The sequence below is a fragment of the Fructobacillus tropaeoli genome (genome assembly GCF_016860625.1).
Lineage (GTDB): Bacteria > Bacillota > Bacilli > Lactobacillales > Lactobacillaceae > Fructobacillus > Fructobacillus tropaeoli.
Genome location: NZ_BOJU01000004.1, coordinates 22,339 through 41,781 on the forward strand (window position 1 = coordinate 22,339; position 19,443 = coordinate 41,781).

The following is a 19,443-nucleotide window of genomic DNA, read 5'->3' on the forward strand; positions in this document are numbered from 1 at the left end:
ATGTTAGTACCAAAGCGTGTTAAATTCCGTCGTGTACACCGTGGTCACATGCGTGGCGAAGCTAAGGGTGGAAAGACGGTGGCTTTTGGTGATTATGGCTTGCAAGCAACAACTTCAAGCTGGATTACCAACCGTCAAATCGAAGCTGCCCGTATTGCAATGACCCGTTATATGAAGCGTGGTGGTAAGGTTTGGATTAAGATCTTCCCTCACAAGTCATATACATCTAAGGGTGTTGGTGTTCGAATGGGTAACGGTAAGGGTGCTCCCGAAGGATGGGTTGCCCCAGTTAAGCGTGGTAAGGTAATGTTTGAAGTTGGTGGCGTGGCTAAGCCTGTTGCCTTAGAAGCATTGCGTCTTGCACAACACAAGTTGCCTGTACGTACAAAGATTATTGCTCGGGAGGCTGAATAATGACGAAAGCAAATGAATTAAAAGCTTTGTCACTTGCGGATTTGCAAAAGCGCGAAGCCGAATTCAAGGAAGAATTGTTCAACCTTCGTTTTCAATTGGCTACTGGTCAATTGGAAAACACGGCCCGTATTTCAAAAGTTCGTAAGGACATCGCACGTGTGAAGACTATCATTCGTGCACAACAATTGGCAGAAGCCAACAAATAAGACGAAAGGAAGAAGCTGAAAAATGAGTGAAGAACGTAACGCTCGTAAGACTTACCGTGGTCGTGTCGTATCTGACAAGATGGACAAGACTATCACTGTTGCCGTTGATACTTATGTCAACCACCCAGTTTATGGTAAGCGAGTTCGCTATACTAAGAAGTTCAAGGCCCATGATGAAAAGAACATCGCTAAGATGAACGATATCGTTGAAATCATGGAAACTCGTCCTTTGTCTGCAACGAAGCACTTCCGTTTGGTAAAGGTTGTTGAAGAGGCAGTTATCCTCTAATCGGACTTTAATCCAATCGTCGTAAACTATTGCTAACAAGGAGGATGAACCATGATTCAACAAGAGAGTCGTTTGAAAGTGGCTGATAACTCTGGCGCACGTGAAATCTTGACGATTAAAGTGCTCGGTGGTTCTGGCCGTAAGGTTGCTGGTATTGGTGACATGATTGTTGCTACTGTCAAGCAAGCTATCCCTGGTGGTAACGTTAAGAAGGGTGACGTCGTTAAGGCTGTCATCGTACGAACTGTATCTGACGTACGTCGGACTGACGGTTCATACATCAACTTCGATGAAAACGCTGCTGTTATCGTTAAGGATGACAAGTCACCAGTTGGAACGCGTATTTTTGGCCCTGTCGCACGTGAATTGCGTGACAACAACTTTACGCGAATCGTTTCATTGGCACCAGAAGTGCTTTAATACTACTAGGAGGAGCCAATCATGTTTGTAAAAACAGGTGATAAGGTTCGCGTCATCGCTGGTAAGGACAAGGGTAAGGAAGGAACAATCACTAAGACTGTTGCTGCCAAGAACCGTGTCGTTGTCGAAGGCGTAAACCTCGTTAAGAAGCATCAAAAGCCTTCTAACGAATACCCACAGGGTGGTGTTATCGATATCGAAGCACCTATCCATGCATCAAACGTACAATTGATTGACCCATCAACTAACGAACCAACCAAGGTTGGCTTCAAGTTTGAAGATGGCAAGAAAGTACGTTTTGCTAAGAAGTCTGGCAATGTGCTAGGCTAAAAAAGCTATAATCTATTTTGAAAGGTAGAAATCATTATCATGGCAAATGAATTAAAAGTAAAATATGTTAATGAAGTTCAACCTGCTTTGATCAAGAAGTTTAACTTTACTTCACCAATGCAAGCCCCAAAGATCGAAAAGATCGTTTTGAACATGGGTGTTGGTGATGCGGTTTCAAACTCAAAGAACCTCGATGAAGCGGTTGAAGAATTGAAGTTGATTGCTGGACAACAACCAGTTATCACTCGTGCAAAGAAGTCAATCGCCGGATTCCGTCTTCGTGAAGGAATGGCTATCGGTACAAAGGTTACTTTGCGTGGAGAACGTATGTTTGAATTCTTGGACAAGTTGATTAACATCTCTTTGCCTCGAGTTCGTGACTTCCACGGTGTTTCTTCTAAGGCCTTTGATGGTCGCGGAAACTACACTTTGGGAATCCGTGAACAGTTGATTTTCCCTGAAATCGACTTTGACAAGGTTAACCGCGTTCGTGGTTTGGACATCGTTATTGTAACGACTGCTGCAAACGACGAAGAAGGTTTCGAATTGCTTTCTGGCTTGGGCATGCCTTTTGCTAAGTAAGTAATTTAAAAATGCGGTCACTCATTTGGGTGGCGCGTTTTTAAGTGTTTGTGACAAGTGTCTTGAACACTTAAGAGCGTGTCAAATTCTTGATGACGTTCAAAATATAAAAGGAGGATATCGATAGATGTCTATGACTGATCCAATCGCTGATTTTTTGACTCGAATCCGTAACGCCAACATGGCGCGTCACGCTTCCGTTGAAATTCCAGCATCAAAAATGAAGAAGAGCATTGCCGAGATCTTGAAGCAAGAAGGTTTCATCCGTGATGTAGAATACTTGGAAGACAACAAGCAAGGTGTTATCCGTGTATTTTTGAAGTACGGAGAAGATCAAGAGCGTGTCATCACTGGTATTAAGCGTGTTTCAAAGCCTGGTTTGCGTAAGTATGCTAAGGCCGAAGAAATGCCAAAGGTCTTGAATGGTCTTGGTATCGCCATTGTTTCAACATCAAACGGTGTTGTAACTGATAAGGTAGCACGTGCTAAGCAAGTCGGTGGCGAAGTGCTGGCTTACGTTTGGTAATATATCTAAGAAAGGAGACTTACCATGAGCCGTATTGGAAACAAAATCGTTACGATCCCTGCTGGCGTTGAAGTTAAGCAAGATGGTCAATTTGTGACTGTTAAGGGACCTAAGGGTGAATTGAACTACACAATCAACCCTGAAATCACGATGCACATGGATGGTACTGAAGTATCATTTACTCGTGCAGCGGAAGATAAGAAGCACCGTGCATTGCACGGTACGACTACTGCAAACTTCTCAAACATGGTTGAAGGCGTTACTAACGGCTTCTCAAAGACTTTGAAGATGGTCGGTGTTGGTTACCGTGCCGCAAAGTCTGGTTCAAAGTTGACTTTGTCAGTTGGGTATTCACACCCCGTTGACTTTGAAGACCGCGAAGGTTTGACTGTTGAAGTTCCTGATGCCTTGACTATCAAGATTTCTGGAATTTCAAAGCAAGCAGTTGGTGATTTTGCTGCGGAAGTTCGCGCAATTCGCCCACCCGAACCATATAAGGGTAAGGGAATTCGTTACGAAGGCGAAGTTGTCCGTCGTAAGGAAGGTAAGACTGGTAAGTAAGCTTTTAGCTTCTTAACCCGTTTTACATTTAATAAACAAAGATTATTTGAAAGTGGTTTAGCCACTTAAAGAAAAGGAAAGCACAGCTATGATTACGAAACCAGATAAGAATAAGCTTCGCGTACAACGCCACAAGCGTGTCCGCGGCAAGATCTCTGGTACTGCTGCTCGCCCACGTTTGAACGTTTTCCGTTCTAATGTCAACATCTACGCTCAATTAATTGATGACGTAGCGGGTGTAACGCTAGCAAGTGCCTCATCACAAAGTGCCGATGTTACCGGTACAAAGGTTGAACAAGCCGTTAAGGTTGGCGAGATGATCGCTAAGAATGCTAAGGCTGCTAACATCGAAGAAGTTGTCTTCGATCGTGGTGGTTATGTTTATCACGGACGTGTGAAGGCTTTGGCCGACGCTGCTCGTGAAAACGGTTTGAAGTTCTAAGGAAAGGAGGAATAATACAAATGGTTGAATTCGTAAACCCTAAGGAATTAGGCGAATTAGAAGAAAACGTTGTTGCAATTAACCGTGTTACCAAGGTTGTTAAGGGTGGACGTCGTTTGCGCTTCGGTGCTTTGGTTGTCGTTGGTGACAAGCAAGGTCACGTTGGTTTTGGAACTGGTAAGGCACAAGAAGTGCCAGAAGCTATCCGTAAGGCCGTTGAAGACGCAAAGCGTAACTTGATCACTGTACCAACAGTTGGTACTACTATTCCTCACGAAGTTCTTGGTGAATGGGCTGGTGGTAAGATCCTGGTTAAGCCTGCTAAGGAAGGTGCTGGGGTTGCCGCCGGTGGTGCTACTCGTTCCGTAATGGAATTGGCTGGTATCAACGATGTGACTGCTAAGTCATTGGGTTCATCAACTCCTGTCAACGTTGTTCGTGCAACTTTTGATGCATTGAACAACTTGAAGGATGCTGAACAAGTGGCAAAGTTACGTGGTGTTTCATTGGAACACTTGGCTGAATAAGGAGCGATAACATGGCTGATTTGAAAATCACTTTGATTAAGAGTGCGGCTCATCGCTTGCCTAAGCAACGTGCCATTGTTAAGTCACTTGGACTTAACCGTGTGTCAAGCTCAGTGGTGAAGCCTGATAACGCAGCTACTCGTGGCGCAATTTTCCATATTGCTCACTTGGTTGCTGTTGAAGAAGTAAAATAAAAAAATTTTAGAAAAAGGAGGGACCAAACGATGAATTTGAACGAATTGCAACCTGCATTGGGTTCACGCCAGACACGTAACCGTGTTGGTCGTGGTACTTCATCTGGAAACGGTAAGACTGCTGGTCGAGGCCAAAAGGGACAAAAGGCCCGTGGTAAGACACGTCTTGGGTTCGAAGGTGGACAAATGCCTTTGTACCGTCGTATTCCAAAGCGTGGATTTACAAACATCTCACGCAAGGAATTCGCAGTTGTTAACTTGGACAAGTTGAACAACTTCGATAACGGCACTGAAGTAACACCTGCTTTGTTGATTGAAAACGGTGTAGTAAAGAACCAAAAAGACGGAATCAAGGTCTTGGGTAATGGTCAATTGGAAAAGAAGTTGACGATTAAGGCCCACAAGTTCTCTGCTGCTGCAGTTAAGGCCATCGAACAAGCTGGTGGTACAACCGAGGTGATCTAAAATGTGGCGCACGCTATTTAATGCAATCCGACAAAAAGATATTCGTAAGAAGATGCTTTGGACGATTTTGATTCTCTTTGTTTACCGCATTGGGACTCATATCACTGTTCCAGGTGTTAATCCTGCTGCCTTGAATTCAGTTTCTGGCTCAGGCTTGCTGAATATTTTAAATATTTTCTCGGGTGGAGGCTTACTGAACTTCTCGCTCTTTGCGATGGGGGTCTCGCCTTATGTTACTGCACAGATTGTTGTGCAGTTGCTGCAGTTAGATATCGTGCCACGTTTTGTTGAATGGAGTAAACAAGGCGAAGTTGGTCGCCGGAAGCTGAATCAAGCTACCCGGTACTTGACCATTATCTTTGCCTTTTTGCAATCAGTGGGAATTACCGCTGGATTCAACTCCTTAGCCGCCTATGGTTTGGTGAAGCAGACCAATAACGTGACCTCCTTCCTACTGATTGGGTCGGTCATGACAATTGGAACTTTCTTTGCCATGTGGTTGGGAGAAATGATTACCGAAAAGGGTCTTGGAAACGGTGTTTCCATGATTATCTTCTCTGGAATTATTTCTCAAATGCCTTCTGGTTTGTGGGAAATTTTCAAGGAAAATGTTCTGCAATCTAGTGGCAACGACAAGGTTACCGGCTGGATTTTCATGGCGGTTTTGCTGACGGCAATCATTTTGGTTGTCGGAATTACGACTTGGTTCTATGAAGCAAGTCGTCGTTTGCAAATCCAATATACACGGTCAGCTTCTTCCTATGGGGCGGAAGCTTACCTACCTTTGAAGTTAAATGTTTCTGGGGTGATTCCTGTGATCTTTGCTTCGTCATTGATTTCAACACCACAGACAATCCTCTTCGCCTTCCAGAGTAAGTATAGTAATGTTGGTTGGTTTAAAATCTTACAACAGATTTTCTCCATGCAAACAACAACCGGAGCGATTTTCTACACCGTTCTGATTATTCTCTTTACTTACTTCTACGCCTTTGTACAGGTTAACCCTGAAAAGTTGGCCGAAAACTTGCAAAAGCAGGGGGCTTACATTGTTGATGTCCGTCCTGGTGTCGAAACGCAAAAGTTCGTCACAAAGTTGCTCTTACGCTTGTCGTTTGTTGGGGCTTTGTACCTTGGCTTTGTTGCCTTGGTACCATTGATTGCATCTGATGTATGGGGACTTAATGAAAAGATTGGCTTGGGTGGAACTTCTTTGCTGATTGCCATCGGGGTTACCCTTGATTTGATTCGTCAAATTGATGGTCTCTTGCAAAAGAAGAACTACGTAGGCTTCATCCGTTAAGCTGGTTTAAAAGGAGTTCAATCATGACGAAAAACCTAATTTTATTGGGTCTACCTGGTGCAGGTAAGGGAACCCAAGCTGAGAAGATTATTGCTGACTACCCAATGGTTCACATTAGTACTGGTGATATCTTCCGGGCCAACATGAAAGAAGAAACTGAGCTTGGACAAAAAGCAAAAGCCTTCATGGATGCTGGAAACTTAGTTCCTGATGAAATTACGAATGCGATGGTCGCTGATCGATTATCACAACCTGACGTAGTTGAAAATGGCTTTATGCTTGACGGCTACCCACGTAATGAAGAACAGGCCAAGTTCTTGGACCAATTCTTAGCCGAAAAGAACGACAAGGTTTCGGCTACCTTGTATTTTGAAGTTCCTGACCAAGTTTTGGTTGACCGGTTAATGAACCGGGGACGGGCCGATGACACAAAGGATGTCATCGCACACCGTTTGGAAGTCAACAAGAAGGCCAACTTGCCTTTGGTTGATTACTATGAAAATCATGGTGTTTTGCACACCATCGATGGTAATGGTGAATTAGATCGAATTTACGCTGATGTAAAATCGGTCTTGGATGCCTTGGACTAAAAGGCTTTTCTTGATAATTCAGGGGAACCCTGGTATAATCAATAAGGTTGACCGCCTTATCGATTATGTTGAATGATGGTTACATAGGAGGTAATCTGCGTGGCCAACGATGTCATTGAAATTGAAGGCAAAGTGAAAGAAACGATGCCAAATGCAATGTTTCAAGTCGAACTTGAAAATGGTGCGGTCATCTTAGCACACGTTTCCGGGAAGATTCGTAAGAATTATATTCGGATCTTGCCAGGTGACCGTGTCACGGTTGAAATGTCACCATACGACTTGACAAAGGGTCGTATTACTTACCGTTTCCGCTAAAAATCAGCGGGGCGGTCTATAATCAGTTAACCGAATAGGAGGAATAGATTATGAAGGTACGTCCATCAGTTAAAAAAATGTGCGAATCTTGCCGTGTGATTAAGCGTAACGGCCGGACAATGATTATTTGCCCAGCTAACCCTAAGCACAAGCAACGCGCAGGTAAGTAATTTTTACTTACAAAGATAAAAAACGCTTGAAAATGAACTTAGAAGTTCTTTCAAAATATTAAAAGGAGGTAAATTGTTATGGCTCGTATTGAAGGTATCGATTTGCCACGTGACAAGCGAATTGTCATTGGTTTAACATACATCTACGGAATCGGTAATACAACTGCCCAAAAGATCTTGGCTACTGCTAAGGTTTCTGAAGACGTTCGAGTTCGCGACTTGACGGTTGATCAAGAAGATCAAATCCGTGAAGCTATCGCTGCTTTGAACTTGCAGTTGGAAGGTGACTTGCGTCGTAAGGTATCACTTGATATCAAGGGATTGCAAGAAATCGCCTCATACCGTGGTATTCGTCACCGTAAGGGATTGCCCGTTCGTGGACAACACACGAAGAACAACGCCCGTACTCGCAAAGGCCCAGCTACGGCAATTGCTGGTAAGAAGAAGTAAAACACTTTTTACCAATCTCTTTAACAAGAAAACGGCATATTGTCGCAAGACTGCTGTCCTTTTCTAAAAGAGCCTCACTTTTGTGAGAAATGATTATCACAACCACAGTTGTGTAATGTTGGTTAGTCATCACTAACCCGAGAAATTATAAAGAATTTGAAAAGGAGGCAAAAATTATGGCAGTTCGTACTACACGCAAGCGTCGTGTGAAAAAGAACATTGAATCTGGTGTGGCACATATCCACGCAACTTTCAATAACACTATCGTCATGATTACCGATGCCCAAGGTAACGCTGTTGCCTGGTCATCAGCTGGTGCCCTTGGATTCAAGGGATCACGTAAGTCAACACCATTCGCTGCTCAACAAGCAGCGGAAGCAGCTGCTAAGTCCGCATTGGAAGTTAACATGCGCACTGTTGCTGTTACGGTTAAGGGCCCTGGTTCCGGTCGTGAATCAGCAATTCGTGCATTGGCCGCAGCTGGTCTTGAAGTAACGTCAATCAAGGATGTTACCCCAGTTCCCCATAACGGATCACGCCCACCAAAGCGTCGTCGTGTTTAATTAATTTCATTGCGCTTGCTTTGAAAGAGGGGGTTAGAGTTAACAGATGATTGAATTTGAAAAGCCAGATATTCATAACATCGAAGAGGATGCCAACTACGGTAAGTTCATCGTGGAACCTCTGGAGCGTGGCTATGGTACGACTTTGGGTAACTCCCTTCGTCGTGTCTTGCTATCATCGCTTCCTGGCGTAGCGGTCAACACAGTCCAAATCGACGGTGTGGTCCACGAATTCTCAACCGTTGATGGTGTCGTAGAAGACGTGACCCAGTTGATTTTGAACTTGAAAAAAGTTGTTTTCGCTACGGACTCAGCTGAAGAGCACGCTTTGGAAATTGATGTTCAAGGACCAAAGGACGTTACTGCAGCTGATTTGACAGGATCAGCTGACATTGAAGTCTTGAACCCAGATTTGCATATTGCAACTTTGGCAGCTGGAAAGTCATTACACATGACCGTTACGGCTGTAAAGGGTCGGGGTTATTCTTCAGCTGAAGAAAACAAGCAATTACGTGATGAAATGCCAATCGGTGTTTTAACGGTTGATTCGATTTATACACCAATCGAACGAGTTAACTACCACGTTGAAAACAAGCGTGTTGGTTCTCGCGACGATTACGATAAGCTGACCATGGAAGTTTGGACTAACGGTTCAATCAAGCCAAGCGATGCTTTGAGTCTTGGTTCAAAGATTCTAACAGAACACTTGAACTTGTTCACGGATATTTCCCCTGTTGCCCAAGAGACTAAAGTCATGGTTGAAACGGAAAAGGCTACAAGTACTGCAGCTGATGCCGCTCCAATCGAAGATTTGGACTTGTCCGTTCGTTCATACAACTGCTTGAAGCGAGCAGGAATCAACACGATTGAAGAGTTGACTGATCGCTCAGAAGCCGACATGATGAAGGTCCGTAACTTAGGACGTAAGTCATTAGACGAAATTCAAGAGAAGTTGACCGAAATGGGCTTAGGCTTCCGTCAAGAAGATTAATATTCATCAAAAGTTTAGAAAAAGGAGGATTAACCGATGTCATACCGTAAGCTAGGCCGTACTTCATCACAACGTAAGGCAATGTTGCGTGACTTGACTACTGACTTGTTGATCAATGGTCGGATTCAAACTACTGAAGCCCGCGCCAAGGAAGTTCGCAAGACAGCTGACAAGATGATCACGCTTGGTAAGCACGCTGATTTGGCAGCCCGTCGTAAGGCCGCTAAGTTCGTGCGTAACGAAGTTGCTGATGTCAAGGAAGATGGCGACAACATTCGCGTACAAACTGCTTTGCAAAAGTTGTTTGAAGAAGTGGCACCACGTTTTGCAGAACGTAATGGTGGTTACACTCGCATCTTAAAGACTGTTCAACGTCGTGGCGACGCTGCACAAATGGTTATCTTGGAGTTAGTTGACTAATTGCTCGATAAGCAAAAAGCTCGAAACCTTAATTGGTTTCGAGCTTTTTTTATCAACTTCGTTTTTAAACTAAAAAAAGGTGCAAGTCATTTCGAAAGAAAAGTTTTGCACCTTTTGTGTTGTTAAGTTTGACTGTCACCCAATGATTATCGCTTTGGACGACCATAGCGGAAGTAACGGAAGAACCCGTAAGCAGAACCAATTCCAGCGAAAAAGGATAGGTTAATGGCATGCTTTGCCCAGCGAGCAACTAGTCCCGCAGAACCATTGCGACCATAGGCGTTTGAGAGGCCATAGTTCTTACCAAGGGAAACGAAATAGCCGGGATTCTTTTGCTCCTTGGCGCTCTTACCATGGTCCTTTGCTAAACCTAATTGGTAAATCAGTCTGTTGATAATGATGTTACCAGCGTATTCGGCCGCTAGCGCTAATTGGGGTAGTCCTTCCTGATTGTTTTGAGTAAAGGCAGCGATGTTACCAGCCGCAAACACATTGGATAGTGGCACACCTTCTTCGGTGAGGACACGGAAGTGCTTATCGACGGTTAGCTGGCATGATCGTTGATGGCAATTCCCCAACGATTAGAAATTGGTTCAACTTGTAAACCGGTTGCCCAGTAGACCTTGTCGGTTAATAGTTGCTGTCCGTCTAGCAGAGTTAGTCGATGCTTGGTCATCCCCAGTACCCGCGTATCATTCAAGACTTCAACACCTCGTCTCGTCAAAAAATCTTTTGCCTTTTGACTTAACTCAGGCTCTGTTAAGGCTGGCAAGAGAACTTGACTCGCATTAACCAAGGTCAATGTAATGCGCTCTGGGTCAATTTGGTGATGATTTTTAAAGCTTGCTAGTTCGGCCATTAGTTCGACCCCGCTTGGGCCACCACCAACAACTGTAATATTTAAGCTTTGCTCAGGATTGGTTTTTTGCTGTTCCAAAAATTCCTCTAAATCAGCTCGAACCGCCAATGCCCCATCAAATGAGTTAAATAATGTGGCGTGTTCGACAACACCTGGAATACCAAAGGCAGAACCGATACTACCAGTTGTTAAAATCAGATAGTCATAGTGGTAATCGTTTTTCTTAGTCATCAATAGGTGATGGTTAAAGTTGATATCGTCAACTCGTTGGTTGATAAAGGTGACGTTTTTGTCGTTTTTAAAAAGCTGGTAGAGGTCGTAACGAGCACTTTCAATGGGAACAGTATTAACGGCAATCTGTGGTAAAACGCTTTGTAAGGTCATCGCGTCGCTGCCATCATTAAAAAGCAGAACTTGGTGATCAGTTCTGCGGAGTTTGCGGGCTAACCGCTTAGCAATGTAAACGCCAGATAATCCTGCTCCGACGATTGCAATGGTTTTTTTGGACATTCATGGATCCCTTTTTTCCTCTATTTCGACCTATTATACACAGGTTTTTTACAAAAATGCAGGTAATGTGGAATATACTGGCATATATTAGAATTAATTCGAAAAATATTCAAAATACAGATGGGAAATCAGCCAACACTACTGATTTTTTAACCGCTTGGGGCCAAAACAAAACCGCTTAGCGGGGATTGCGAGACAGCAAACTAAGATATGGTTAGAATAAAGACGTTGGAGGAGAGACAAATGATTTTAAAAGCGATTAACTTAAGTCAATGCTATGGCAGCTTTGAGGCTGTTAAGCAAATAAATTTATCAATACAAAAGGGTTCCTTAACGGCCCTGCTCGGACCAAACGGTGCCGGTAAATCGACCACGATGCGAATGCTGACGGGTTTGGATCAAGCAGCCGGTGGAGAAGTCGTTTACGCAGAAAAGACCAAGATTGGTGTTGTCTTTCAGAACAGTGTCCTAGACGGGGAATTAACTGTTCATGAAAACCTGGCAATTCGGGCTGCCCAGTACAAGGGGGTTCCCACAGATCGAATAGAGATCTTAATCCACGATTTAGGACTAACGTCCTTTGCTGATCAACGTTATGGGACATTATCCGGTGGCCAAAAACGACGGGTTGATATTGCCAGGGCATTGCTGAACAAGCCGGATATTCTTTTCTTAGATGAACCGACGACCGGCTTGGATATCCAGACAAGGCGGGCAATTTGGCACTTGTTAGCGGACTTACAGAAAAAAGACCAGCTCACGATTGTTTTGACGACGCATTACTTGGATGAAACGGACCAGGCTGATCAAGTTTATATCATCGATCACGGCCAGGTGATTGCCAGTGGGTCCTCAAAGGAAATTAAACATCAGTATGCGCCGAGTCAATTGCGCTTGGAGGTCCAGAAGGATGGAGCAGAACGGTTGTTGAGCCAGGGATATGACTTTGAGAGCAACCAAGGCGAGGGCCAGTTACTGATCAAGGGACTAACGGCTAGCGAAGTGATTGCCTTGCTGAGTCAAAATAAAGACGTCGTGACTGATTTTGAATACTTACAAGGCACAATGGACGATGCCTTTATCGCCTTAACCGGGCAGGAGGTGCGCTAATGTTTGCCCTAATGAAACGAAACCAATTATTGTATTTCCGTAACCGCAGTGGTGTGGTGATGTCCTTGATGGGCGCTTTGATTTCCTTTATTCTTTACATTGTTTTCCTGAAGAAGGGGATTAGTTCGGATTGGACCGGTGTTCCCCATAAAAATCAGCTCCTTGATACTTGGTTGATTGGTGGAACTCTGGCCATTACGGGCGTCACAACGACGCTGACAGCCCTCTCACAGCTGGTGAAGGACAAGGAGACCCATGTCAGTGCGGACCTCTTCTTGACGGACACCAAGCCAATTGTCCGTCGTGCTGCCTATCTTTTGAGTGCAGCGGTTGTGGGCTTCTTGATGCAGGTAGCAGTATTTGCAGTGATGGCGGTTTACTTTATTATCGTTGATGGTATGAGTTTGACGGTTGAAAGCTTGGTGGGCCTCGTTTGGGTCATGCTGTTAAGCGCTGTTCTATCAACGATTATGAATGCCTTGATTCTGAACCGAATTGAAACGGTCGATAATTTGTCAAAGGTGGCAACGATTGTCGGGACTGCCAGTGGCTTTTTGGTCGGCGGTTATATTCCAATCGGCTCCTTGCCTGATTTTGCCCAGACATTGATGAAGCTGACCCCGAGCTTCTATGTGGCGACACTTTTCCGTCAGGTACTGATGAACAAGACAATTTCATCCTCTTTTGCCGGACAGAGCACGGTCATTAAGAGCTTTGACCAAGAAATGGGCATTCGGGCTCAATGGGGCCACTTGTTGACGGGGCTGGAAAGCAACCTAGTTGTGTTAGGATTAATAGGAATCGGTTGTCTCTTATTATTGGCACAGGTTCTGCATGACGGTGGGAGCCGGGCGAAGACTAAATAAAATTTGTTGGAGAAGCTTAGTGGAAGTTCATTTTCGAAAAAATCAGCAAATGAAAGTTGACCAGGTGGAGGTCACGGTAGAAGCGGTAGAAACTACCCAAGAGGTGACCAACTTGTTAGCTTATTTGCGACGCTACCAATCGAGAGAAGTAGCTAATTCAGACACATCGCTAAAATCGTCTGTCGTAATGGCTGACCAATCCCTGTTGGCGGATTCACAGGAGCCCACGGCCCAGCCAGCAAATTCAAACTCGGATGAGAGTGGTGACCACTCGGCGCCTTCTGCCAAACAGGCAACGACCGCCCAATCCGGTATTCTCTCGGTCAAAACGGCCGATGAAATTATTTTGTTGAAGGTCGCCGACCTGATTTTGATTGATGTGGAAGCCGGTCAGCTCGTGATTACGACTACAAACCGGCAGGTTTTGGCGAAGGAGCGGTTAGGACATTTTGTTGACCGGTTGGGTCAGGCGAACTTTGTTCAAATTTCCAAGCACTCCGTGATTAACCTCGACCACTTGCAATCGCTGTCAAACAGCTTTTCTGGCAATATGACGGCGGAATTGGCTGGTGGCAATCAAGCTTTAGTCAGCCGGCGTTATGTGAAGGCCCTGATGGCCCACTTAGGCTTATAGGAGACAAAATGAAGAAAATATTCTTAAAAATAATTCGTGGTATGGAATATGGTTCGTTAACCTATTTACTGGCCCTGCTGGTTTCTGTCCAGACAATTGAAATCACAACAAAGGATATCGTTGGCGTCTTGCTGATGAGTGCTGCGATTGGCCTATTAACTTTGATTTTTACCATTGACCGCCTATCTTATTTGGCGGCCATTATCATTCATCTGTTGGGGACCTTTGCCTTGGTCGTCCTTACTGACCGGTTGACGGGTGTCTTTCATGGTATCTTAAACCTGAACTTTTGGTTGATTTTTGTGACCGCCTACTTGGTGATCTGGTTGATTATCAAGGTTGACCAGCAGACGCAGGTTGACCGAATCAACGCCGCCTTGAAAAAGGCGCAAACAAAATGAACTCCGCGCTTCACGAAAAGCTTAAGGGCTGCCGCCTAAGGATTGAATAACAAGTCGACCAGAATGGTCGGCTTTTTTAGTAGCGCTCGTCAACTATCTCAGTCAAACAAAAATTGGTTCATTTCAAACTTGTTGCCAAGCAAGGCACCGCGACCGGCCCTTAGCCTACAAATATGGTAAAATGTTTGATAATGACAAACGCAATTACAATTAACAATTTGACTTATGGGTACCCAGACCAGGACCCACTCTTTCATGATTTTGACCTCGAAGTCCAAGAGGGCCAGTGGCTGTCGATTGTCGGCCATAACGGATCGGGGAAATCGACGCTCGCCAAGCTAATCCTGGGCCTCTTAGAAGCCAACAGTGGTACGATTAGTATCTTTGGTCAGCAACTGACCGTTGAGACACTGGCAGAAGCCCGTGCCCAGGTGGGGATGGTTTTTCAAAACCCAGATAACCAGTTTGTCGGCGCTACCGTCGCCGATGATGTTGCCTTTGGCCTGGAAAACCGCCAGGTACCGTCTGAGGAAATGCCGAAGATGATTGAGGCAGCCCTGAAGCAGGTGGGGATGGCTGATTTTGCCGACCGGGAACCACACACGCTCTCGGGTGGCCAGAAGCAGCGAGTCGCTTTGGCATCCGTCTTGGCCCTGAAGCCCAAAGTGATTATTTTAGATGAAGCAACAGCCATGCTCGACCCAGCCGGGAAGAGTGCTGTTTTGCAGACTTTAAAGGACCTGAAAAATCAGTATCAGGACCAATTAACCCTCATCGTCATCACTCACGATATGGCGGAGGCCGCCTTGGCAGACCGCGTGGTCGTCATCAATGACGGTCAGTTAGCCTTTGACGAACGACCACAGGACCTCTTTGTCCAGGGGCAGGCACTCAAAGAGCTTGGTTTAGACCAACCGTTTGAGTCTCAACTAGCTCAAGCCCTGCCAAAGGCACCTAACCAGTATTTAACGAAGCAGGAGTTGGCAGCATGGCTATCAACATTGAAGGATTAAGCTTTCATTATGGCGCCGGGAAAAATGTAAAGCAGATTCTCGACGATATCAATTTAACGGTTGAACCCGGTCAGATTACCGCCATTGTCGGCCAAACTGGTTCGGGCAAGTCAACCTTGGTTCAACACCTGAATGCGCTCTTGTTGCCAAGCGGTGGACAAGTCGTGGTTGGCGACCAAGTTGTCACCAGCAAGACCAAGGAAAAGGCGTTGGGACCAGTCCGCGCGCAAGTGGGAATGGTTTTCCAATTTCCGGAAAATCAGCTCTTCGCCAGCACAGTTTTAGAGGATGTCATGTACGGTCCTAAGAACTTTGGCAAGAATGACGAGGAGGCGGAAGCTCTCGCGAAAAAAGCATTAATCCAGGTTGGCCTGAAGGAAGAATTTTGGCAGCACTCGCCCTTTGACCTTTCGGGTGGACAAATGCGCCGGGTGGCACTGGCAGGTGTCTTAGCGATGGACCCACAGGCCATGGTTTTTGATGAGCCAGCTGCCGGTCTCGACCCCAAGGGCCAAGAGGAACTTTTGGATTTGCTGCAGGAGTTAAAGGCTGCCCAGAAGACGGTGGTCCTGATTTCTCACCAGATGGACCAGGTGCTAGCGCTCGCAGACCAAGTGGTCGTGATGCAAGACGGCCGCGTGGCGGCCATCGAAGCCCCCGACCAGCTTTTTTTGCGTGACCGACAATGGTTCTTGGACCACGCCTTAGACTTGCCGGAGCCAGTGGCTTTCGCCAAGGACCTCGAAGACCATGGTTATCATTTTGACCATTTGCCAAAATCAGTGGCGGACTTGGCCGAGCAAATTAAGGTCCAGGTCAATTGGGACCGGGTGACCGTGCCAAATTCTTTGACGGGAGGTGACCGAGATGAATAACCTCGTGATTGGTCAATTTATTCCTGGCAAAGCCTGGCTTTACCGGGTTGATCCCAGAACCAAAATTTTGGTCACGGTAGTCTATGTCTTTCTCTTAATTTTTGCCAATACCTGGCCGGCCTATGCCCTTGCCACTTTGTTTTTGGCCCTAACGCTGGTCTTAACGGGTCAAAGCCTGGGGCTTTATTGGCGGGGGATTAAGCCCGTGATGTGGCTCATTATCTTTACCGTCTGCCTTCAGCTCTTCTTTACTGGTGGCACGCCCGTCTTGTTCCACTGGCAGTTCTTAAAAATTACGTTGCCGGGCTTGATTAACGCCCTCTATGTAGTTTTGCGCTTTGTGCTGATTGTCCTGATGTCAACGGCCCTAACGCTGACAACACCGCCAACGGCCATTGCCAGTGCCATCGAGTCGCTCTTAAAGCCCTTGAAGGCGATTAAGGTACCAGTTGCTGAACTGGCCTTGATGCTTTCGATTGCCTTGCGTTTTGTGCCATTGCTGATGCTGGAAACGGATAAGGTGATGAAGGCACAAAAGTCGCGGGGGATGTCACTGTCTACTGGATCACTTATCAAGCGGTCGAAGGCCGTTTTGCCCTTGTTGATTCCGCTCTTTATTGGGGCCTTGCAACGGGCACTGGACTTAGCCAATGCCATGGAAGTTCGTGGTTTTGAATCTGCGGATAACCGGACACGGTACCGGGTCTTATCCTTTAGCAAGCAAGACTTAGTGGCTGCTTTGGGTACTGGACTGTTTGTCCTTCTTTTTATCGGATTACTATGGATCAATTAAACAACATTAGCAGGAAGGGAGCCGCCGATGCCGCGTTATCGTGCGATTGTCGCTTACGACGGGTCTGATTTTTTAGGCTTTCAAGTACAAAGTAAAAATGGGGTGGAACGCCACCGCACAGTTCAGGGGGAATTAATCAAGGCCGTCAACCAGATGGGCAAGAATCCTGCTGAACGAATTAAGGTTGTCGGGGCCTCACGGACCGATACTGGTGTTCACGCCAATGGTCAGGTCGTTCACTTCGACCTGCCTTTTAATATTCCGGGTGAGGGCGTCCGCAAGGGGCTAAACACCATTTTGCCCAGGGACATTTTGATTAAGCAGGTAGACCAGGTCTCAGACGACTTCCATGCCCGCTTTGCTTCCCATCAGAAGCGTTATTACTACCGGGTTTCGACCCAAGACTATGTGGATCCCTTTAAGCGCCGGTATACCGGTCACTTCCACTGGCATTTGGACCCGAAACGGATTGAGCAGGCCATGCCTGATTTGATTGGCGAACACGATTTTGCCACCTTTGCTGCTTCAGGCAATCAGACGGCGACAACCGTGCGGACCATCACGAAGGCCGAAATTGAGGTCAAAGAAGACGAGCACGAACTGGTCTTTACCTTCGAGGGCAACGCCTTCTTGTATAACCAGATTCGCATTATGGTTGGCGTTTTGCTGGAAATCGGCACGGGCCGCCGGCCGGTTGATGCCATTCCTGCTTTGATTGCTGCCAAGGACCGTGAGCAGGCGCGCTACACAGCGCCCGCAGCCGGTTTATATTTGGATGAAGTAGCGTATAATAGTTTGTGAGTTAGGATAATTTTTCGCTTTAAAAAATCAGCTTGCGCTTTTGCAGGTTGATTAGGTGATGGTAGTCGACACACGGAGGTTAACATGACATTATTTGAGGAATATATTCAGGCTGCTCGGGGACTGATTTTTGTGGCAACGGCCAAGGATGATCAACCAAGCCTGCGGATTATGGGCTTTGCGGCTGATCCGGACCGCCCCAATGTTTGGTACCTGGTTTCACAACCAGATACGGCGAAGATTGCCGATTTGGACCAAAATGCCAAGGTGGCTATCATGACGCCTTTGAATGAAAACGGTGCCCGAATCGAATCCAACCAGGTGACGATGGTGCGTTCCAAGAAGACTTGGCAGGATGTGCAATCTTACTTTACCAACCCTGTTTTCTTGAAGAACCACCCACACCCTGAAGAAGAAGTGTTGTTGGAATTAACCTTTAGGTCTGCTCGTTTAGCCGCCTATGCCGGTACTGAAGTGGTAACTTTTGCTTAATTAGCGGGCGATAGCCTGCAGCCAAGCAGTAACGGTGTTAGTAGCGAAGGCCAGGCGATTAATCGTAATCTTTTTTACCTTTAAATTGAAACAACAAAAAGCCCCAACCGATGAATCACGGTTGGGGCTCCTTTTTATCAGTGCTGCCAGTGAACTGAAAAGTTTAATGAGGAGAAGTAGGGTCGTGGCTAGGCCGACGGTTTGCTAATGGGGATGACGGGGAGAAGAGTATGGGACTCCAATTTGTCTTTGTTAGCAAACTGGGCAGCATTCGGGTAGCCAGTGTTCTTAATTATTGAATCTGAATTTTGTCGATAGCAGAAGTAAACCAATGCACACCCACATTACTCAGCATGATTTTTTGCGATATCTACCTGCTTCATCAGGATGTGCTTAGCACTGGTATTTGTAATCGGTGTGCTTGGTTGAGCGACCTTGGTGGGGGCTTGCTGTTGCTGCTGTAAGGGGTTAGGCCCAACTGAAGCAATGGCGGTGTTACCACCGAGGACGATTAAGCTCATTAAGGCGATAAAAATCCAGAAGGGTTTTGTTTTCCATATATCTCTAAGATGTAGCATACGGATTCCTCCTATAAAGGTACTATAACACGACGGTGACTTATTTGTCACATTAAATTAAATACTTTGTAACATAACGTTGAACATTAGAATTTTTTGGGCTCTTTTCTGAAGCAAATGAGCTTGAATAGAACTGATTTTTTTGATGGAAAATCAGCAAGAAAATCGGGAAAATAATTGACAGTGCCGGCCTTAATGGATATAATAGTTGTTGGTATTGTTTACCTCACGATAAGCCCCGGAAACTTATTGTAAAAGTTAGGTAAGGAACGACCTGACATGTAAACAACTAATCAAAGGAGCGCGCCATGCGTACAACATTTTTAGCAAAGCCTAGCGAAATCGAAAAGAAGTGGTACATTATTGATGCCAAGGACGTCGTTTTGGGACGTTTGTCAACAGTAGTTGCTTCTATTTTGCGCGGTAAGAACAAGCCAACTTTCACACCTAACGTTGATATGGGTGACAACGTCATCATCATCAATGCTGGTGAAGTAAAGTTGACTGGTAAGAAGGCAACTGACAAGATTTACTACCATCACTCAAACCACCCAGGTGGATTGAAGGAACGTACTGCCGGTAACTACCGTCAATATGATCCAGAAAAGTTGTTGGAATTGTCAATCAAGGGTATGTTGCCTAAGACATCTTTGGGACGTAAGCAAGGCTTGAACTTGCACGTATACGCTGGAGCAGACCACAACCATGCTGCCCAGAAGCCTGAAGTACTTGACATCAACAAGTTGGTCTAAGAAA

General features: G+C 45.7%; 33 protein-coding genes. 30 read left to right on the forward strand and 3 right to left on the reverse strand.

Features of this window, described 5'->3' with window-relative positions; genetic code table 11:
* The 20 genes from rplP to rplQ all read left to right on the forward strand — a co-directional run bounded on the left by rplP (nt 1) and on the right by rplQ (nt 9,755).
* The gene (gene rplP / locus FT12353_RS05715; protein ID WP_047975020.1) at nt 1–414 is read left to right on the forward strand and encodes a 50S ribosomal protein L16; all 414 of its coding nucleotides are present in this window, start codon (nt 1–3) and stop codon (nt 412–414) included.
* Nucleotides 414–620 (forward strand): 50S ribosomal protein L29, encoded by a 207-nt coding sequence (gene rpmC / locus FT12353_RS05720; RefSeq protein WP_059393923.1) that lies wholly within the window; start codon nt 414–416, stop codon nt 618–620. The genes rplP and rpmC overlap by 1 nt, the downstream gene beginning before the upstream one ends.
* A 22-nt stretch (nt 621–642) precedes the next feature.
* Nucleotides 643–909 (forward strand): 30S ribosomal protein S17, encoded by a 267-nt coding sequence (rpsQ, locus tag FT12353_RS05725; RefSeq protein WP_059393922.1) that lies wholly within the window; start codon nt 643–645, stop codon nt 907–909.
* A gap of 51 nt (nt 910–960) precedes the next feature.
* Nucleotides 961–1,329, forward strand: a complete 369-nt coding sequence (rplN, locus tag FT12353_RS05730) for a 50S ribosomal protein L14 (RefSeq protein ID WP_047975017.1) — start codon at nt 961–963, stop codon at nt 1,327–1,329.
* A gap of 21 nt (nt 1,330–1,350) precedes the next feature.
* The gene (gene rplX, locus FT12353_RS05735; protein WP_047975016.1) at nt 1,351–1,659 is read left to right on the forward strand and encodes a 50S ribosomal protein L24; all 309 of its coding nucleotides are present in this window, start codon (nt 1,351–1,353) and stop codon (nt 1,657–1,659) included.
* A gap of 39 nt (nt 1,660–1,698) precedes the next feature.
* Complete coding sequence (gene rplE / locus FT12353_RS05740) at nt 1,699–2,241, forward strand: 50S ribosomal protein L5 (RefSeq protein WP_047975015.1); 543 nt, start codon at nt 1,699–1,701, stop codon at nt 2,239–2,241.
* Nucleotides 2,242–2,368: 127 nt separating this feature from the next.
* Entirely contained in the window at nt 2,369–2,767 is a 399-nt protein-coding gene (gene rpsH, locus FT12353_RS05745) for a 30S ribosomal protein S8 (protein ID WP_047975014.1), read from the forward strand.
* Nucleotides 2,768–2,791: 24 nt separating this feature from the next.
* Nucleotides 2,792–3,328 carry a 50S ribosomal protein L6 gene (gene rplF / locus FT12353_RS05750; protein ID WP_047975013.1) on the forward strand — a complete coding sequence of 179 codons (537 nt, stop codon included), beginning with the start codon at nt 2,792–2,794 and terminating at the stop codon, nt 3,326–3,328.
* An 88-nt stretch (nt 3,329–3,416) separates the two neighbouring features.
* Nucleotides 3,417–3,770, forward strand: coding sequence for a 50S ribosomal protein L18 (gene rplR, locus FT12353_RS05755; protein WP_047975012.1), 354 nt, complete (start codon nt 3,417–3,419; stop codon nt 3,768–3,770).
* Nucleotides 3,771–3,790: 20 nt separating this feature from the next.
* Nucleotides 3,791–4,297 (forward strand): 30S ribosomal protein S5, encoded by a 507-nt coding sequence (gene rpsE / locus FT12353_RS05760; RefSeq protein WP_047975011.1) that lies wholly within the window; start codon nt 3,791–3,793, stop codon nt 4,295–4,297.
* Between the two features lie 11 nt (nt 4,298–4,308).
* Nucleotides 4,309–4,491, forward strand: a complete 183-nt coding sequence (rpmD, locus tag FT12353_RS05765) for a 50S ribosomal protein L30 (protein ID WP_047975010.1) — start codon at nt 4,309–4,311, stop codon at nt 4,489–4,491.
* 30 nt (nt 4,492–4,521) lie between these two features.
* On the forward strand, nt 4,522–4,956 hold the full coding sequence (gene rplO / locus FT12353_RS05770) for a 50S ribosomal protein L15 (protein ID WP_047975009.1): 435 nt from the start codon (nt 4,522–4,524) through the stop codon (nt 4,954–4,956).
* 1 nt (nt 4,957) lies between these two features.
* Nucleotides 4,958–6,256, forward strand: a complete 1,299-nt coding sequence (gene secY / locus FT12353_RS05775) for a preprotein translocase subunit SecY (protein ID WP_059393918.1) — start codon at nt 4,958–4,960, stop codon at nt 6,254–6,256.
* A 23-nt stretch (nt 6,257–6,279) separates the two neighbouring features.
* Nucleotides 6,280–6,846 (forward strand): adenylate kinase, encoded by a 567-nt coding sequence (locus FT12353_RS05780; protein ID WP_059393917.1) that lies wholly within the window; start codon nt 6,280–6,282, stop codon nt 6,844–6,846.
* A gap of 99 nt (nt 6,847–6,945) precedes the next feature.
* Nucleotides 6,946–7,161 carry a translation initiation factor IF-1 gene (infA, locus tag FT12353_RS05785; RefSeq protein ID WP_010691205.1) on the forward strand — a complete coding sequence of 72 codons (216 nt, stop codon included), beginning with the start codon at nt 6,946–6,948 and terminating at the stop codon, nt 7,159–7,161.
* Between the two features lie 50 nt (nt 7,162–7,211).
* A complete protein-coding gene (rpmJ, locus tag FT12353_RS05790; RefSeq protein WP_074717856.1) occupies nt 7,212–7,331 on the forward strand; it encodes a 50S ribosomal protein L36 in 120 nt (39 codons plus the stop codon).
* Nucleotides 7,332–7,409: 78 nt separating this feature from the next.
* A complete protein-coding gene (gene rpsM, locus FT12353_RS05795; RefSeq protein ID WP_047975006.1) occupies nt 7,410–7,781 on the forward strand; it encodes a 30S ribosomal protein S13 in 372 nt (123 codons plus the stop codon).
* Nucleotides 7,782–7,957: 176 nt separating this feature from the next.
* Nucleotides 7,958–8,344 (forward strand): 30S ribosomal protein S11, encoded by a 387-nt coding sequence (gene rpsK, locus FT12353_RS05800; protein WP_047975005.1) that lies wholly within the window; start codon nt 7,958–7,960, stop codon nt 8,342–8,344.
* 46 nt (nt 8,345–8,390) lie between these two features.
* Nucleotides 8,391–9,335, forward strand: coding sequence for a DNA-directed RNA polymerase subunit alpha (locus tag FT12353_RS05805; protein WP_047975004.1), 945 nt, complete (start codon nt 8,391–8,393; stop codon nt 9,333–9,335).
* A 36-nt stretch (nt 9,336–9,371) separates the two neighbouring features.
* Nucleotides 9,372–9,755, forward strand: a complete 384-nt coding sequence (rplQ, locus tag FT12353_RS05810) for a 50S ribosomal protein L17 (protein WP_047975003.1) — start codon at nt 9,372–9,374, stop codon at nt 9,753–9,755.
* 146 nt (nt 9,756–9,901) lie between these two features.
* On the opposite strand, the gene FT12353_RS05815 is transcribed toward rplQ, so the two are convergent.
* Together FT12353_RS05815 and FT12353_RS05820 are read right to left on the reverse strand one after the other, a co-directional pair.
* Entirely contained in the window at nt 9,902–10,261 is a 360-nt protein-coding gene (locus FT12353_RS05815; RefSeq protein WP_203619019.1) for an NAD(P)/FAD-dependent oxidoreductase, read from the reverse strand.
* A 38-nt stretch (nt 10,262–10,299) separates the two neighbouring features.
* Nucleotides 10,300–11,124 (reverse strand): NAD(P)/FAD-dependent oxidoreductase, encoded by an 825-nt coding sequence (locus FT12353_RS05820; RefSeq protein WP_203619021.1) that lies wholly within the window; start codon nt 11,122–11,124, stop codon nt 10,300–10,302.
* A 243-nt stretch (nt 11,125–11,367) separates the two neighbouring features.
* Between FT12353_RS05820 and FT12353_RS05825 the strand changes: the two genes are divergently transcribed.
* From FT12353_RS05825 to FT12353_RS05865, 9 genes are all read left to right on the forward strand, one after another.
* Nucleotides 11,368–12,234 carry an ABC transporter ATP-binding protein gene (locus tag FT12353_RS05825; RefSeq protein WP_059393915.1) on the forward strand — a complete coding sequence of 289 codons (867 nt, stop codon included), beginning with the start codon at nt 11,368–11,370 and terminating at the stop codon, nt 12,232–12,234.
* Entirely contained in the window at nt 12,234–13,100 is an 867-nt protein-coding gene (locus FT12353_RS05830; RefSeq protein WP_203619023.1) for an ABC transporter permease, read from the forward strand. Before FT12353_RS05825 ends, FT12353_RS05830 begins: the two co-directional genes overlap by 1 nt.
* Before the next feature lie 19 nt (nt 13,101–13,119).
* Nucleotides 13,120–13,734, forward strand: coding sequence for a LytTR family DNA-binding domain-containing protein (locus FT12353_RS05835; protein ID WP_239061187.1), 615 nt, complete (start codon nt 13,120–13,122; stop codon nt 13,732–13,734).
* An 8-nt stretch (nt 13,735–13,742) separates the two neighbouring features.
* Nucleotides 13,743–14,135, forward strand: coding sequence for a DUF3021 domain-containing protein (locus FT12353_RS05840; RefSeq protein WP_203619025.1), 393 nt, complete (start codon nt 13,743–13,745; stop codon nt 14,133–14,135).
* Between the two features lie 191 nt (nt 14,136–14,326).
* Entirely contained in the window at nt 14,327–15,148 is an 822-nt protein-coding gene (locus tag FT12353_RS05845; RefSeq protein ID WP_168778925.1) for an energy-coupling factor transporter ATPase, read from the forward strand.
* On the forward strand, nt 15,124–16,023 hold the full coding sequence (locus tag FT12353_RS05850) for an energy-coupling factor transporter ATPase (protein ID WP_059393911.1): 900 nt from the start codon (nt 15,124–15,126) through the stop codon (nt 16,021–16,023). The genes FT12353_RS05845 and FT12353_RS05850 overlap by 25 nt, the downstream gene beginning before the upstream one ends.
* The gene (locus FT12353_RS05855; protein WP_059393910.1) at nt 16,016–16,816 is read left to right on the forward strand and encodes an energy-coupling factor transporter transmembrane component T family protein; all 801 of its coding nucleotides are present in this window, start codon (nt 16,016–16,018) and stop codon (nt 16,814–16,816) included. The genes FT12353_RS05850 and FT12353_RS05855 overlap by 8 nt, the downstream gene beginning before the upstream one ends.
* A gap of 27 nt (nt 16,817–16,843) precedes the next feature.
* Nucleotides 16,844–17,617 (forward strand): tRNA pseudouridine(38-40) synthase TruA, encoded by a 774-nt coding sequence (truA, locus tag FT12353_RS05860; protein WP_059393909.1) that lies wholly within the window; start codon nt 16,844–16,846, stop codon nt 17,615–17,617.
* Between the two features lie 84 nt (nt 17,618–17,701).
* Nucleotides 17,702–18,109, forward strand: a complete 408-nt coding sequence (locus tag FT12353_RS05865; RefSeq protein ID WP_059393908.1) for a pyridoxamine 5'-phosphate oxidase family protein — start codon at nt 17,702–17,704, stop codon at nt 18,107–18,109.
* Between the two features lie 344 nt (nt 18,110–18,453).
* Here the strand turns inward: FT12353_RS05865 and FT12353_RS05870 are convergent, their stop codons facing one another.
* Nucleotides 18,454–18,687 carry a hypothetical protein gene (locus tag FT12353_RS05870; protein ID WP_203619027.1) on the reverse strand — a complete coding sequence of 78 codons (234 nt, stop codon included), beginning with the start codon at nt 18,685–18,687 and terminating at the stop codon, nt 18,454–18,456.
* A 308-nt stretch (nt 18,688–18,995) separates the two neighbouring features.
* Here FT12353_RS05870 and rplM point away from each other — a divergent pair, with 308 nt between their 5' ends.
* Nucleotides 18,996–19,439, forward strand: a complete 444-nt coding sequence (gene rplM / locus FT12353_RS05875) for a 50S ribosomal protein L13 (protein ID WP_059393906.1) — start codon at nt 18,996–18,998, stop codon at nt 19,437–19,439.
* The last annotated feature ends 4 nt before the right edge of the window (nt 19,440–19,443 follow it).